Genomic DNA, 16175 nt, shown 5'->3' with positions numbered 1-16175 from the left:
CAATATTCCTACTCCCGATATTTTCCGTGAATCTTGTCACTTCAGGGCAGGGAGGATACTATGGAACAAGCGGCTATTTGTTGCCGACTCATCTTCCAGTGTCTGATCTCCCGGAGGTCCCATGAAACGTCTTCTTTCCCGCCCAGAGCGGAGTATGTCGTCTTTTTCGGGCATTCATTTTGCCCTGATAGTGGCTGCGGCCGTACTGTCTGTCTTCAGCGCCTGCGGCGGAGGAGAATCGGCGGATCTGAGCATGAAAGAAAGGTTTCTTGTCGCGGAGAATCCCGAAGCCAGAACCGAGATTACCGGTCAAATTCAGGCCGGGCTGATCAACGAGGAGAGCAGGGAGGCTGCAGGTCAGTTTCTGCAGATGGTAGAGAGGGAACGCTATGAAGCGACGGGGATAATCCGTGAGTCCGTTGATCTCTCAGCTTCCACCATCAACTATTATTCGGTGAATCCCATGGAAGCCATGGCCCAACTGGGAACCATTGGCCAGACCGGAGACGGCGGCGAACTGAAAATTACAGACCGGGGACCCGAAGGACTGCTCCCGAGTGAAAACCGGAGTCCCAGAATCTATGTGATGTTCAATCAGCCCATGGTCCCCCTGGCCAAACTTGGCGCAGTTATAACCGAAACGGACATTCTGAATATTGAGCCTCAGATCCCGGGAGTCTACCGCTGGTACGGAACCCGGACCATCGGGTTCCAGCCCGACGCTCCCATGATCGAGGAAGAGGTTTACCGGGTTTCGGTACCCGCCGGTGTCACATCCCTTACAGGAGCCAGGCTGGAAGAAGGGATTGAGTTCAATATCTACCCCGAACGCTTGGAGCTGGTGAACTTCTACCCCGGAACTCCGGAAGATTTTTATCCGCGAAATTACAATGTACCGCCCTCCTACGCGACCAGTCTGGTTCTTGAGTTCAATCAGGAGGTTGATCCCCTGGTACTGGGTGAGTACATCGAACTGAAACTGGATGATACGTCGAGCAATTTCAGCATCCGGCGTCCCCAATACTTGGGAGCTCTTGAATCCAGGACTCCCCGTGCCCTGCTGCTTGAGCTGAGCGAAGTGCCGCCTCCGAGCACCCGGGTAAGCGTAACCCTGAAAGAAGGGGCCATTCCCCGGGAAGGCTTTCCCCCCATTGAGCGGGAAAGCGTCCAGAGCATCCGCACCATCTCCCGGTTTCGGGTCTACGATATCCGCTCATCGGCGTACTCCTTCCCCCGGGATAACCGGGAGTTCAGTTATCCCCTCTACCTGCGCTTCAGCCATCCCATCTCCGAGAATCAGAGCGATAGAATTACATCTCCCGATACCTGGCATATTAGGGTGAACGGGGATGTTGTGCAGGCAGATTCTGTGGAGCTTTCCGGTTCGTATGTGAGGTTTACCGTGCCCTCCGCGGCCCCTGGGGATGTGGTGCGGATCTCGGTTCCTCCGATTATTCAGGATGTGTTTGAACGAAAGCTGAGCAACCCCGGTGAGGCCGGCCCCCACAGCATTCCCAGACCCCGTCCCTTTGTGAATTTTCCCGGACGGAGCAGCCGGAACCTGGTTCTCCGCCATCTGGAATCGGCGTTTGATCCCCTCATTCTTTTCAGTTTCCGGAATCAGCAGGAGTTTCTGCTGGGGAGCAGGGAATATGAACCGGGAGAAAGCATATCCTCCCAGCTTTCGGGTGTTTCCATGAGGCAATTGGATCTTTCCCGGATCCCGGAAGATACGGTGCGCTTCGAGACCGTTGATCTTTCCCCCTATCTGAATGAGCAGGGGCGGGGAACCGCCCTTATTAGCTGGCTGGCCCGGGATGACCGGGAGTTTAATGCCGCCAATGAGGTGAGCAACAGTGACGATCTCATGGTTACCGTCACCGATATCGGCATCACCTCCAGGGTGGCCTACAATAGGGTGCTTGTCTGGCTGAACAGCCTCAGCGACGGGACTCCCCTGGCTGAGGCCGGGGTTCGGCTGGTGCAGGACGGTGTTGTACTGGCCGAAGGCAAAAGCGACCATCAGGGCCTGGCGGTGCTCAGCGGGGAAGACGGTTACGGCTACAGGGACCGGGAAGGACTGTCCATTCAGGTGGTGCACGAAAACGATCGTGCGGAGCTTCCGTTCCGAAACACCCATAATCTCTGGCGTTTCGGGGTCAACGGCGTATACGATCCCAAGTTCATACTGGAGGACCGTTCCCGGGTGCATCTGTTTACCGACCGGGGACTCTACAAGGGAGGGGAGGAACTCGCCCTCCGGGGAATTCACTGGATACAGGATGAAAACGGCTACCGCAGCGCCGACAGCTTCTACCGCATCCGAATTATTTCGGTAAACGGCGGGGAAGAGATATGGTCCACCGGAGGAAGAACCTCAGTCAGCGGCGGATTTCATCACCGCTTCACCCTGCCGGAAAACCTGGATTCGGGAGATTACCGCATACAGTATGAACTGGATCAGCGCAGTATTGCATCGGCGGATTTTTACGTAAGCGATTTTCAGCGGGCGTCGTTTCAGGTTACAAGCAGCATTTCCCAGGAGGCAGATATTTTGGCCGGCGAATCCATGAATGCCAGAGTCACGGCCTCCTATCTTGCCGGAGGCTCTCTGGCTTCCGGGGAGTACAACTATGTATGGACTCGGAAACCGGTGACCTTCCGGCCCGATTCACCCCGATGGGAGCATTGGAGCTTCGGCACCAGCCAGTGGGGGGCGGAAAAAATCGTCAGCAGGGGAAGCGGATCCCTGGCATCCGACGGATCGGCAAGAATAACCGTGCAAACCGCCGATGCGGAAATTCCCTGGAAGCCCTATCTGTACAATCTGGAAGTACGGGTGAGCGATCTTGACCGCCGGGAGATCAGTTCCCGGACCCAGCGTATCGTCCACCCCGACCAGGTGTATATAGCGGCCCGCTTCGGTTCCTCCTCCGCCCGGGGCTGGTGGTCCCGCTTCATTCCCACCGGAGAGTCCTCCGACGCCCAATTCCGACTGGTGGATATTGAAGGTGATACGCTGGATGCTCCGGGAGAACTGGAGTACGGAATTATCAGAAAAGTGTGGAAGTCGGTGCAGCAGCAGGGTATGTACGGTAGACTCAATACCCGCTGGGAGCTGGTGGATGAACCGGTGGAGGAAGGGCGTCTTACCCTTGCGGAGGGAGGAGCAAGCCTTCAGTTTTCTGTTCCCGAATCCGGACGTCACGTTCTCTTTGTGCAGCGTGGAGGTGAAAACGGAAGGCAGACCCGAACCGAAATTCCTTTTTACGCCAGCGGCAGCGGCTGGGTGCAAACCGCATCCCAAACCCCGTCGGATATTGAGCTGGTTGTGGATAAAAATCGCTACAGCCCCGGGGAGACCGCCAGAATTCTTGTTCAAAGCCCGGTTCCAGAAGGCCGCTATCTTCTCACCCTGGAGCGGGAAGGAATCTTTGAACAGCGGGTGCTGGATCTGGACAGCGGTACTGAAGTGATTGAAGTGGAGATATCCGAAGAACACCTGCCGGTGGTATACGCTGCGATTACCGGGTTCACCCCCCGGGAAGAGATTCCCCAGGAGTACGGTGAACCGGACCTGGGAAAACCCAGAAGCCTCTTCGGGGTCACGGAAATTCGGGTAAGCAGGGATGCGGTCCGTCTGGATGTGGAAATTGAGGAGGCCACGGGTGTGTTTGCCCCTGGCAGTCAGGCAGATATTGCTCTGCGGGTAACCAAGGACGACGAGCCGGTTCCCAACGCCGAAGTAACCCTGTTGGCCGTAGACCGGGGTGTGCTGGATCTCATCGATTACCGCATTCCCGATCCTCTGGAATATTTCTATAACCCCGCCAAATTCCCCCTGGCGGTAATGGGAGATGACAGCCGGCGTCTGCTTTTGGACCCGGTAACCTACGATATCTCCACCCTTCAGGGAGGCGACGGTAGCAAGATCGAAGAGCGGGAAGATTTTAATCCCCTGGCTCTGTTTGAGCCTGCGGTGATCACCGACGAGGAGGGCTATGCCCGGGTGAGTTTCCAACTCCCGGATACCCTTACCACATACCGGATCACTGCTCTGGCCATGGAGGGCACTCGCCTGGGGATGGACGAGTCGGAAATGATGGTGCAGAACCCCATTAATATGCGCAGTGTCCTTCCCAGCCAATTGCGAACCCGGGATACCGCTGCCGCAGGGGTAATTCTGAACAATCTCAGCGGTGACGAGGTGGAAGTCTCAGTTACCGCCCAATCGGACATTCTTTCAGTTTCCGGTGAACAGACCCGGAACGTGACCATCCCGGCGGAAACGGTGGTGGAACTGCCCTTTGTCTTCCAGGCCCTCAAGGAGGGACGGGGATCGGTACGTTTCACCCTGGAAAGTCCGCTGTTGAATGAGCGGCTCACCGAAGAAATCCGGGTGGAACGACCCTTACTCAAAGAAGCGTTCACCACAATGGCAAGCGTATCCGGCGAATCCTCCGGCGAGGGAAGCGGGGAGGAATCTGTGGCCCTGGAGGGGCTGGTAATCCCCTCGGCCATCGCCGAAGGTTACGGAAGTCTTCAGGTGAACCTCTCCTCCTCGCTCCGTACAATGGTGATGCCTGCGGCGCATGAGCTGCTCATACCCCTGTGGCATGGGGAAAATCGGCACTCGGTATTTGCCAGACTCTATGATCTGAATGTCCGCATGCTGGGCTACGGCGGCATAGACGAAGAAGGAAGCGGCAGCCCGGAAGGGGATGCCGGCATGGGCAGCTTGGAAATGCCCCGCATTAATATTCTCTCCCGGCTGGATGAGTATCAGTTTGATCAGGGAGGCATTGGTCTTCGTTCTCCCCGGGATCCTTGGACACGCCCCAATGTGTTTCTGTCAATCCTCAGCGCACACAGTCTTCAGCTGGCGGATGAACGGGGAATATCAATTGAACATGATATTGACCGAAGGACTCTGATGCGGTATCTGAGCATGCAGATCCGCAGCGAGAAGTTTCTCGGCAATTCACCGGTCCTTGCGTCCTGGCTTGCACAGATTCTGGCCCGGGAGGGACTATTGGACGAAGAACGGCTGGAACCGCTGGCAGCCCTGGAAGATGAATTGGGGATTGCCGGGTACAACATGCTAGCCGAAGCCTATGCTATTCTGGGCAATGAAGAGCAGGCTGGGCGGCTCCATCGGCGAAGCAGAAATTTTGTGAATATGGGAACCCAATCCCTCGATGTGAAGCAAAGCTATGAACGGCGCAGCTACTTTTCATCCATGGAGATGGAAACGGCGGCCTTGTTGCGTACCGGAACCATTCTGGAGAATGATCCCGACTATCTGCTCAGGCTGGCCAATACTCTCTCCCGGACCCGGAATTCCCGGAGATTCCACTCTGCAATGGACAGTTATTGGCTGCTGTACGGTTTCCAGCCTCTGTTGGAGCGAGAAAGCCCCGGGCGCAGCATGAGCGCCGAGCTTTTGGTGAACGATCAGGCACTGTTTGCCGGCTCTCTCACAGATCAAGGACCCACAGATGAACCCCGGGCCGCCCTGAATCTGGATCTGGATCTGTTCGAGCCGCCTCTGGGAGAACTGGAACGGGATGTGCTGCATGAATTGAGCATACGCAAGGACGGACCGGGACCTCTGTATTATACCGGAATCCTCCGCTATGCCCTTCCCGGGGAGACGGCCCTCCCCAGAGATGAGGGAATTGAAATCCGAACCCAAATTGAGACCCTGGAGGGGGAAGTGCTCAACGACGATGTGCTCTCACCGGGAACCACTTACAGAATGCGGGTATTTCTCAGCACCCTCCGTCGCCTCAGTTATCTGAATCTGGATGTTCCCATTCCCTCCGGTGCACAGGTTCTGGACCCCAATCTGGAGATTACCGGTTCCTACGTGGATGCCGGAGGCTTGCAGAGCGAAGAATATGTGCGGGAAACCCAGTACGGCGATACCGCCGGATTCCTGGGAGATGGATTTGTAAACACCGCAACCTGGAATTTCTGGTTCTACCGGCCCGTGCAGCGCTACTATGCAGGAATGATCAGCTATAGCTGGGAAGACTTTTATGCCGGGGAACGGGAGGTCAGTTTCCTGTTTCGGGCAACCACTCCGGGGATTTATCCCACCCCCGGGGCCCAGGCCTCCCTGGAATTTGAGCCTGAAATATTCGGACGCTCAGCGGGCCGGCTGGTGGTAATCCCTTCAGATGGAGCCGAATCCAGGTGAGACCGGTGAAATTGTCCCGTCCGCTCAAGGCCGGGCTCATGCTCATCCTTCTGCTATTGATCGGGTGGGGCGGGCTGCGTGTGATTCTCAGGATCGCTCCCTATGCCGGTGACCAGTCTCTGGTCAGACTGCGCTTTTCCCGGGTGTACCTGGACAGACGGGGCGGTGAATTGGCCATTCTCCCGGTGGATGATCAGGGGCTCAGGCGGATATTCCTCCCCTATGATCAATTACCTCCTGAGCTGGTGAATCTGGTGTTGGCGGCGGAAGACTCCCGATTTCGATGGCATGGCGGAGTGGACATACCCGCATTGACCCGTGCGGCGTATGGCTATCTCCGGGGCGGTGACGGGGTTCGGGGAGCAAGTACCATCAGCATGCAGCTTGCAAGCATTCTCCATCCCCGTCCGGCGACCGTCCCGGGGAAGATCCGGGAAATGATTGACGCCATGCAGTTGGAAACCCGTCTCAGCAAAAAGAAAATTCTTGAATTATACATCAATCTGGTTCCCATGGGCTTCAACGTGGAAGGCTATCCGGCAGCCTCCCGTCGTTTTTACCGGAAGAAGCTTGAAGAACTATCGCCGGAAGAGTTGGCGGTTCTTGCGGCGGTCCCCCGGAGCCCGGTCTCATTCAATCCGGTAAATTCCCTGCCTTCCGCCGTCTCCTCCGCCCGGATTATCCTGGATGCTGCGGGAATGGAACAGGCCGGCTTCGATGAGATACGGGGCCATACCCGGGCGAGCTGGCCGGACCGGGCACCCCATTTTATCCGCTATGTGGACGGGCTCATGGACTCACAGCCCGTCGGCGGCCCCGTTTCTGTGAACCGAAGACCCGCCGGCAGCAGCCCCGGCTACCAGGTGCCAGGCGACGGAAGGAGCGACGGAAAGAGCGGCGGCCCCGTTTCAGGGAGCAGAATACCCCCCGGCCGAATAGCGGAAGTCCGGAGCCCCGGCCTGGAAGCTGCGATTCTTGGGTATCGCCCGGTGAAAACCAGCCTCGATCCCCTCCTGCAGGTAGCCCTGGAAGGGGTTCTGCGCTCCTCGGTTGAGGATGCTGCAGAATTCCGCATCGGAAATGCAGCCGGTCTGGTAGTCCACCCGGAGACGGGAGAAATTCTCGCATACGCCGGATCCTCGGATTATTATGACCTTCGGCGTCAGGGACAGGTGGATGGAGTTCAGATGCTCCGCCAACCGGGATCTACATTGAAACCCTTTCTCTATGCCCTGGCTCTGGAGTCGGGGTTCACTCTCTCCACTGTTGTACCGGATATTCCCATGAGTTTCGGCGGCCGGGAGGTCTATGTTCCCGGGAACTACAATAATCAGTACAACGGTCCGGTGAGGATTCGCCAGGCTCTTTCAGCAAGTCTGAACGTGCCGGCGGTGTATCTTCTGGAACGACTGTCAGTGGGAAGCTTTACCGACAGCCTGATCGGGCTGGGGTTTCAAAGCATAGAAGAGCAGGAGGGCAGTTTGGGCGTCAGCCTGGCTCTGGGGGGCGTCAATGTGTCCCTTTATGAACTGCTTCAGGGCTACCTGACCTTTCATGGCTCGGGTGAACATCGTCAGCTTGTTCCGTTCCCTGTCTCCGAGACCGCATTCCAGGATCGTGACCAGGACCAGGCGGCAGAACTGTCTCGGGCCTGGGAGCCGTCCACAGCCGCCATGATACGGGACGTGCTCAGCGATAACGATGAGCGGATCATGACCTTCGGCAGAAATTCTCCCCTGAAATATGACGTTCCTGTAATGGTGAAAACCGGCACATCCAACCAGTTCAACAATATCTGGGCGGTGGGGGTGTCTTCCGATCTGGCCGCAGCAGTTTGGATGGGCAATTTCAGCGGAGAAACGGTGATTTCTGCTCCCGGATCCAGCCTTCCCGCAGCGGCGGTGCATAATATTATCTCCCGCCATTCAGCCGGGCTGCCCTTTGATCCGCCGGAAGGGCTGGTGATGCGGGAAATTTGCACCCTCAGCGGTGAAACTGCCGGCCCCTATTGCAGCAGCACCATTCATGAGCTGTACCGTTTCAATGAGGTGCCGGGAGAATGCAGCTGGCATTCCATGGGGTCCGGCGGGGGAGTTGAGACCAGGTATCCCCAGCTCTACGGTTCCTGGGCCGATGATTACGGCTATGATATTCTGCTTCAAAAGGATGCAGAAACGGCCATTCACGGTGCGGTTAATCATGCCCTCTATTTTCTTGAATCGGGGAGACCCGAAGGGGATCAGCAGCTCCGGCTGTTTTTGACCGGCAGCGGGGAAGGACGGCTTTTTCTGAACGGCCAGCCGGTGTTCACCGCTGCACTCCCGTCGGAATTTTTGCTTCCCCTCAGCTCCGGGGAACACCGCCTTGAACTCCAAAGCAGCTCCGGGTCTGCGGAACTTCATTTTTCGGTGCTGAGGTAACGATTTCCTCTTCGATGCCGGGCTAAGAGCTGCCGGAGGAGAGAAATCCGGGAGCCCCGTTCAGTCCTTTTTCGGGAACTGTATGCTCAGTTGGTTCAACCGGCCAGCTCAATTGCCCCCAGGATGGTTTCCAGATCCTTGTACCCCTGGGTGATGCTGGAAACCGGACGGGCGGTTCCCGAGATTGCACTCAGAAAGTCTTCGTACTCACCCCGGTAGCCCTTATCATCGGGGAAATGGTGGTGTTCGCTCTTTGAGTCGTCGGGCATGGAATCGTCGTTTCTCAGAATACTGATGTCCACATCGTCGATAATCATGCTGCCCTCGGTACCCATGATCACCGCCCGCATCCCATTCAATCCGTTTACCGAGTAGTTAATATGCAGCGTTCCTCTGGCCGGAGATATTCCGGAACGACCGGAGCTGGTGAATTGTGCCAGAAGGGCATCCATTTTTCCGATATCAGGATTGGTTGACCAGGTTTCCGCAGCTGTAATGCTGAGTTCCCCGAAAAGATCTCGCATGGCGGAAATTACATGAACTCCTCCGTCGGTGACAAATCCGCCGGCAAAGCTATGGCCGGTTCTCCATGAGGTGCGGGCATATTTATTGGTCTCGGGAAGCATCTGCATAATAAAATCCCAGCGGATGTGCTGGATATCGCCGATAGCACCCGATGTGAGCAGTTTTTCCCCTTCCCGGTATACCCTGCGGTAGCGGAAATTTTCTGCGACCATCATCACCAGTTGAGGATGATCTTCTTCCAGCGTGAGCATCTTCCTGCCTTCCTTAAGGTTTGCGGCAAGGGGTTTTTCCACCAAAACATGCTTGCCTGCCTCCACCGCCAGGCGGGTTACCTCGTAATTCAAATCCACCGGCAGGAGTATGGCAACGGCATCCACATCATCCCGGGCCAGAAGCTCCGTGTAGTCGGTGAACCATGGTGTCTGCTCTCCGTAAAGCCGGTCGGCCCGGGCTGCCAGACGTTCGGCTTTCTCCGGGCTTCGGTTGCATACTGCACTGATTCTGATTCTGTCCTGAAGTTTTTCAATGGCAGGGAAATGCAGGTCATTGGCGGCGATTCCCGCTCCGATTATTCCCAGCTGCAATTTGTCTGAATGTGACATGCGAAGCTCCTTTCAATATCAGCATAATACAGCCTGATCAATATCAGCATAATACAGCCTGAGATCCAGGGCAATTGCTGAGGTTTGCGCGGGATGTATGCGGGTGCGTATAGGGGGATGGGCCAGTGAGAAAGGATCAAGGATATTAGACGAAGCGGTGAAAGCTTTTCAGCATCAGAAACGTTTCGCTGGAAATCACGCCATCCACGGTAGACAACTGCCTGGTAAGAAAATCAACCAGCCCCTGATTGGAATCTACCAGTACCTCCGCCATCACATCGAACCTGCCCGAAACAATGGACGCGGATAGTACGTTCTGCAGATCCGCAATCTCTCCGGCCTTTTTCTCCAGGGTTTTGCTGTCGCCAAGGTTAATACCGATGATCGCCAGCTGCTGCTGGGGGAGAATATCCGGGTTGATCTGCCCCCGGACCCTGAGAATGTCGGCTTCTTTCAGACGCCGGATCCGCTGGCGCACCGTACCCTCGGAAATGTTTAGTTCCCGGGCGACGGCATTATTGCTCATCGCCGCGGATCGCAAAAGTTCAATGATGCTCCAGTCCACGTCATCGGGGTGGAAACTGCTCACAGAATGCCGTCCGGCTCAGTGTATTCCAGACCGAAGGCATCGGCCACACCCTTGTACGTGATTTTTCCCTTATAGAGATTCAGCCCAAGTTTCAGTGCATTGTCTTCCTTGCAGGCTTTTTCCACACCCTTCCCGGCAATTGCCAGACCGTAGGAGAGGGTGGTGCTTGTGAGGGCGAGGGTGGATGTGCGGGAAACCGCTCCGGGCATGTTCGCCACACAGTAATGCTGGATTTCGTCTACGGTGTACACAGGATCGTCATGGGTGGTGGGCTTGGATGTTTCGAAGCATCCGCCTTGATCGATGGCCACATCCACCAGCAGGGCTCCGGTCTTCATTTTTGAAAGATCTTCCCGGCGGATCAGGCGTGGGGCCTTTGCTCCGGGAATGAGAACGGCACCGATAATCAAATCGCTTTCTTCCAGGACCTTGTCAATATTGGCCTGGGTGGAGTAGAGGGTGCTCAGCTGACCGTGATACAGCTGATCCAGCTCCTCCAGTCTGCCGGCGTTGATATCCAGAATGGTCACTTCGGCTCCCATGCCCATGGCAATTTGGGCGGCGTTGGTTCCAACCACGCCTCCACCCAGGATGGCCACTTTGCCCCGTGCAACGCCGGGCACACCGCCTAAAAGGACTCCCCGGCCGCCGAAGGGCTTTTCCAGGTACTTGGCTCCTTCCTGGGCGCTGAGCCGTCCGGCAATTTCACTCATGGGTTTGAGACAGGGAAGCAGGCCTCTCTGAGGTTCAATGGTCTCGTAGGCAATGGCTTTTACCCCCTTTTTCATCAGACCCCGGGTCTGAGTTTCGTCGGCTGCAAGGTGCAAATAGGTATAGAGAATCTGATCCTCACGAAGCATATCAATTTCCGCCGGTTGAGGTTCTTTCACCTTCACAATCATATCTGCAGCGTCAAACACTTCTTTGGCACTGTCCATGAGTTTTGCTCCCGCTTCCAGATATTCTTCATTGGTAAACCCGGCTCCCAGACCTGCGTCCTTTTCGACCAGGACGTTATGCCCCCGCCCGATGTATGCCTGTACGCATTGGGGGGTGAGCCCGATCCGGTATTCATGCCGTTTAATTTCCCGCACTGTTCCTACAACCATCTGAACCTCCATTCCTTTTGTTTGAGAATATCACGAATCACGTAAAATATAAAATAATATATACGAAAATCGCACTAATCGTGGGATACTTTCTCCAGAGCATCTTTCAGACCGGCATGATCCAGCCCGGTTTCCGCCATAAGAAACTTTATATCCTGACTATCAAGTTCTGTTCCCGCTGTGTGAAGAGACGGTCCTTCCAGGGCGTGTTTCAGATAGCTGTGCTGGAGCCGGGACATGGGAATATCTTTCACCTGAATTTGCCGGGGATCGGCGGGGATAACAATACGCCGGCCGGGTACATTTTCTTCAGGATTCCCTCGGTACACGTCGATGCCCATGGATTTTGCCAGATTGAGCTGGGCCATGGGGTGTTTTCCCGCTCCCGTGTACTCGGTCTCTTGGACCACCAGAATCTCATCTTCGGGGATCTGCTGAGCCATGGCGAAGGCCGCCGCCAGGGATGTGTTTCCCGCAGGTCCCCGCTCCATTCCCTCCATCTCCGCCAGGGCCTGGGTCATGTAGAACACCTCCCCCTGACTTACGGTGACGAAACGATCCATGTAGCGTAGGGGGCGGGCTGCGCTTCGGGGAACATCGGAGCGGTCGGGCCAGGTGGTGAATGGGATGGAAAAACCCGTATGGCCCGTGGTGAACGATTTCCGGTTGAAATCTGTATCCGAGGCCATGTGCAGACCCTGGAGATCCACGCTTGCCCCCACGATTCTGCATTCCCCGGCACCGGCGGCTTTCAGTCCCCGGGCGGTTCCGGTGAGATTCCCCCCGCCGGCGTTGGTGGCGATCACCGTATGGGGCAGCTTCCCGGTAAGCTCCTTCACCTGCTCCACAATCTCCCAGCCCAGGCTTTCCACGCCCAGAATGGCCTGGGGGGTGTAGAGGGATGCGTTGTAGTAACCGCTTTCTTCCAGGGCCAGCAGGAATTGATAAAACAGCTCAGGACCCACAGAGAGCCGGAGCACCTCCGCTCCGTAGGACTCGCAGGCCCGGGTTTTTTCGGCGATTTCCGGCTGCTCAATTCCCCTTGAGTCGAAGCTTTCCTGTACGATGATGCTTCCCAGGCCGTACTTGCAGGCCTGGCTTGCCACCGCTGCTCCGTAATTGCCGCTGGATGCGGCTGCTATTCCCGGATATCCCAGACGGCGGGCCTCATAGGCTGATATGGACGCTCTGCGGTCCTTATATGATCCCGAAGGGTTGGCCGCTTCATCCTTCACAAAGATCCGTGCTCCCAGCCCCGGCTCGCTCAAGGAGCGGGCAATTGCGCTCAGATTCTTCATTTCAACCAGGGGAGTGTTTCCCACCGCCACCTGCCGCTGAATACTGCGGACTTCTTCAATGCCGTAACCGGTATCCGCCAGCATCTGCTCATAGTCAAAGGCCAGACGTCCCCGGGAGTACTTCCCGTAATCAATCCCCACCGAGTTGAGCACGATATCACGTTTCCGGGCCATCACATCATGGTAGCTGTTCATTTCCCCTCCTTTCTCAGTTCGTTGAGAAGTTCTTTCAGCTGGGGACCTATGTGACGAAGTTCTGGAATGGGAGCGCCGAAACCGTGACGGTACTCGGGGTTTACCGCCGTCAGGGTTCCCTCCATGATTCTCCCTGTTGCGCTGCGGATCTGGACAGTGGAGCCCGGTTCGCCATCCTGCAGAAGTTCACCCTTCACCTTCATTTCCAGGTCAACTGCAGCCGTATCATCCGGCACCCGTGGAGCTCTCTGCCCCCCGGGGAGAAGGACCATGTGGATATCGACCAGGGTTCCGGCCTTTACTGTCATGATATGTCTCCTTTTCCGCTTCTGCCTTTCCTGTATTCTATCATAACTACTTCAATAGTAATAAAACAAATTTGCAGATAAAGCGCTTTTCACTGTTACTATTTCAGTGGTAATATAATTCTATTGGAGAACGGTATGAGTAATAGATCAAATCCTCTGCTTCAAATCCGGTCGGAAATTGATCCCCTGAAGACGATTCTGCTTCACCGCCCCAGCAGGGAGCTGGAGCAGCTGATCCCCAAGTATCTGGACGAAATGCTTTTTGAGGATATTCCCTACCTGGCCCAGATGCAGGAGGAACACGATGAATTCGCCCTGCAGCTCACCGGCAGAGGCATCGAAGTGCTCTATTTCGAGAATCTGTTGAAAGAAACCCTGGCCCAGCAGGATGCCCGGGTGCAGATTGTCAACACGGTAATTGATGAGCTGTATGTGAACTCCGCATCTCTGAAAGAAGATATCCGCCAGCTTCTCCTTTCCCGCTCTTCCCAGGAACTTGCCCAAACCCTGCTGGCAGGTCTGAGTAAGAATGAAGTGCCCCATTCGGCAGATGAAAAGCGCCTTTCCTTCTATATTAAAGAAGGATTTCCTTTCTACCTCGATCCTCTTCCCAACCTTTATTTCTCCCGGGATTATGGGACGGTGATCGGAAACCGACTTTCAGTGAACACCATGAAGGCCCGAGCCCGGAAGCGGGAAAGCATGCTCCTTGAACAAATCGCCGGATACCATCCCCGCTTCACCTCCGCAGGGGTGGATCTCTGGCATCATTATAATGAAAAAGACAGCATTGAGGGCGGAGATATTCTCATTCTCAGCCCGGAAGTGATAGCCATAGGCTGCAGTGCCCGTACAAGTCCCGAGGGAATAGAAGAACTGGCAGAAAGAATCTTTGAAGGAGATGAGAGGTTCCGGGAAGTTCTGGTTCTTCAAATCCCCTTCGCCCGGGCATACATGCACCTGGACACGGTGTTCACCATGGTGGACCGGGATAAATTCAGCATATTTCCGGGAATTGCCGATCACATTAACGTATTTTCCATTAAGCCCGGTACCCGCAGCGGGCTGAGTATTACGCCCCGGGAAAACCTGAAAAAAACCCTGGGCGAAAGTCTGGGGCTCAGGGGAATTCAGCTTATAGAGACAGGGGGCGGGGACCTGCTCACCGCCGAGCGTGAACAGTGGAACGACGGAACCAACACTCTGGCAATATCCCCGGGTACTGTGGTCACCTACCGGCGGAACACCGTTTCCAACGATATTCTCAGAAAGCATAATATCGAGGTGATTGAAATCCCCGGATCGGAACTGGTGAGGGGGCGGGGCGGTCCCCGCTGCATGAGCATGCCCCTGTACCGGGAAACCGAGTAGACAGCGTGGAACATATCAAATTGCGTGGAACATATCAAAGAGGTCAAACATCCGGTGAAATTATGGCCGGACTGTGATGATTGAAACATCAAGTTCCGATAGAATATGGAACCGGGACCGGGAGTCCCCGATGTAATACCCGGATATCAGACCCAATACATAGATATTAGCTGAAACAGCCGGAAGGAGACAGCATGCCAATCAATGTAAAAGGAAGACACTTCCTCACACTCAAGGATTTCAGCCCAGCCGAGATAGAATATCTGCTCATGCTCAGCCGGGATCTGAAGAACAAAAAGCGCTCAGGTATCCGGGGGAATTTGCTGGATGGAAAGAACATTGTCCTCCTGTTTGAAAAATCATCCACCCGGACCAGGGCGGCCTTTGAAACCGCCGCCTTCGACGAAGGGGGAAGGGTAACATTTCTCAGCAATAGCCAGATGGGCAAAAAAGAATCCATTGAAGATACCGCAAAGGTTCTGGGCCGCTATTATGACGGTATAGAATTCCGGGGGTTCAAGCAGGAAACCGTGGACGAACTGGCCCGATACGCGGGAGTACCGGTGTGGAACGGTCTCACCGACATGTACCATCCAACGCAGGTGCTGGCGGATCTTCTCACCATCCAGGAACATTGCGAAAAGCCCCTGAACAAGGTGAAATTCGTGTTTGTGGGTGATGCCCGGAATAACATGGGCAACAGCCTGATGATCGGTGCGGTAAAAATGGGCATGCATTTCACCGCCGTGGCTCCGAAACAGCTCCACCCCCAGGAATCCCTGGTGGCACAGATGCGGGAACTTGCAAAGGAGACCGGCGCGGTCATAGAACTCACCGAGGACGTAACATCCGGGGTGAAGAATGCCGATGCAATCTATGCCGATGTATGGGTGTCCATGGGCGAAGAAGATCAATTCGAACAGCGCATTAAACTGCTCAAACCCTACCAGGTGAACATGGATATGATCAAAGGCACCGGAAACGATCAGGTGCTGTTCCTGCATTGTCTGCCCTCCTTCCACGACACCAAAACCCAAATCGGTCAGGAGATTTATGAGAAATTCGGGCTGAAAGAGATGGAAGTGACCGATGAGGTGTTCCGAAGCAGGCACTCGGTGGTGTTCGATGAGGCGGAAAACCGGCTTCATACCATTAAAGCGGTAATGGCGGCTACCATCGGGGACCTTTAAGGACACAGAAGTCGGCCTGACCCGGTTCGGGCATTCTGCGCTGTCAGCGGCGTATTCACCCGGTATTCTGCGCCGCCTGCCGGACGGATGCGGGCTGCGCTTTCCGCGGGTTGACTGCTTGCTTCGCAAATGCCGGCCCATGCGCCCGGGATCGGCGCCCCCTGCCGGGTTGGGGGCAGCACATATGAGGAAGTGGTTTGAAACCACATATGCCCACAGATTGTCACGTATAAAAATTGAAACGAGTTACGTAATAAATTTCTCCGGATGGTTCTGATTTTGAACCCCTGCAATCTGTTCGCCGGCTTCCGGTGGGGCGGGGGAGCATGGTATGTGTTATGACTATTTGTATATTAGTGTTATTAA

General features: G+C 55.5%; 9 protein-coding genes. 4 read left to right on the top strand and 5 right to left on the bottom strand.

Going from position 1 to position 16175, the window contains the following annotated elements; translation table 11 throughout:
* The first annotated feature begins 121 nt into the window (after positions 1-121).
* Both AC52PS_RS02680 and AC52PS_RS02675 read left to right on the top strand, forming a co-directional pair.
* A complete protein-coding gene (locus tag AC52PS_RS02680) occupies positions 122-6202 on the top strand; it encodes an alpha-2-macroglobulin family protein (RefSeq protein ID WP_495561488.1) in 6081 nt (2026 codons plus the stop codon).
* A gap of 5 nt (positions 6203-6207) precedes the next feature.
* Positions 6208-8622 (top strand): transglycosylase domain-containing protein, encoded by a 2415-nt coding sequence (locus AC52PS_RS02675; RefSeq protein WP_495561487.1) that lies wholly within the window; start codon positions 6208-6210, stop codon positions 8620-8622.
* Positions 8623-8717: 95 nt separating this feature from the next.
* Here the strand turns inward: AC52PS_RS02675 and AC52PS_RS02670 are convergent, their stop codons facing one another.
* The 5 genes from AC52PS_RS02670 to ortA all read right to left on the bottom strand — a co-directional run bounded on the left by AC52PS_RS02670 (position 8718) and on the right by ortA (position 13248).
* Positions 8718-9749: a Gfo/Idh/MocA family protein gene (locus AC52PS_RS02670; RefSeq protein WP_495561486.1), complete on the bottom strand. Its 1032-nt coding sequence runs from the start codon at positions 9747-9749 to the stop codon at positions 8718-8720.
* Positions 9750-9894: 145 nt separating this feature from the next.
* Positions 9895-10338: an Lrp/AsnC family transcriptional regulator gene (locus tag AC52PS_RS02665; protein WP_495561485.1), complete on the bottom strand. Its 444-nt coding sequence runs from the start codon at positions 10336-10338 to the stop codon at positions 9895-9897.
* Positions 10335-11447, bottom strand: a complete 1113-nt coding sequence (gene ald / locus AC52PS_RS02660) for an alanine dehydrogenase (protein ID WP_495561484.1) — start codon at positions 11445-11447, stop codon at positions 10335-10337. The genes AC52PS_RS02665 and ald overlap by 4 nt, the downstream gene beginning before the upstream one ends.
* A 74-nt stretch (positions 11448-11521) precedes the next feature.
* Positions 11522-12940 (bottom strand): 2-amino-4-oxopentanoate thiolase subunit OrtB, encoded by a 1419-nt coding sequence (ortB, locus tag AC52PS_RS02655; protein ID WP_495561483.1) that lies wholly within the window; start codon positions 12938-12940, stop codon positions 11522-11524.
* Entirely contained in the window at positions 12937-13248 is a 312-nt protein-coding gene (gene ortA / locus AC52PS_RS02650; RefSeq protein WP_495561482.1) for a 2-amino-4-oxopentanoate thiolase subunit OrtA, read from the bottom strand. The genes ortB and ortA overlap by 4 nt, the downstream gene beginning before the upstream one ends.
* Positions 13249-13383: 135 nt before the next feature.
* On the opposite strand from ortA, the gene AC52PS_RS02645 reads away from it, so the two are divergent.
* Both AC52PS_RS02645 and argF read left to right on the top strand, forming a co-directional pair.
* A complete protein-coding gene (locus AC52PS_RS02645; RefSeq protein ID WP_495561481.1) occupies positions 13384-14619 on the top strand; it encodes an arginine deiminase in 1236 nt (411 codons plus the stop codon).
* Positions 14620-14813: 194 nt separating this feature from the next.
* The gene (gene argF, locus AC52PS_RS02640; protein WP_495561480.1) at positions 14814-15809 is read left to right on the top strand and encodes an ornithine carbamoyltransferase; all 996 of its coding nucleotides are present in this window, start codon (positions 14814-14816) and stop codon (positions 15807-15809) included.
* Positions 15810-16175: the final 366 nt, after the last annotated feature.

Source organism: Salinispira sp., from assembly GCF_059431795.1.
This window is presented reverse-complemented; position numbering and strand designations above follow the sequence as displayed.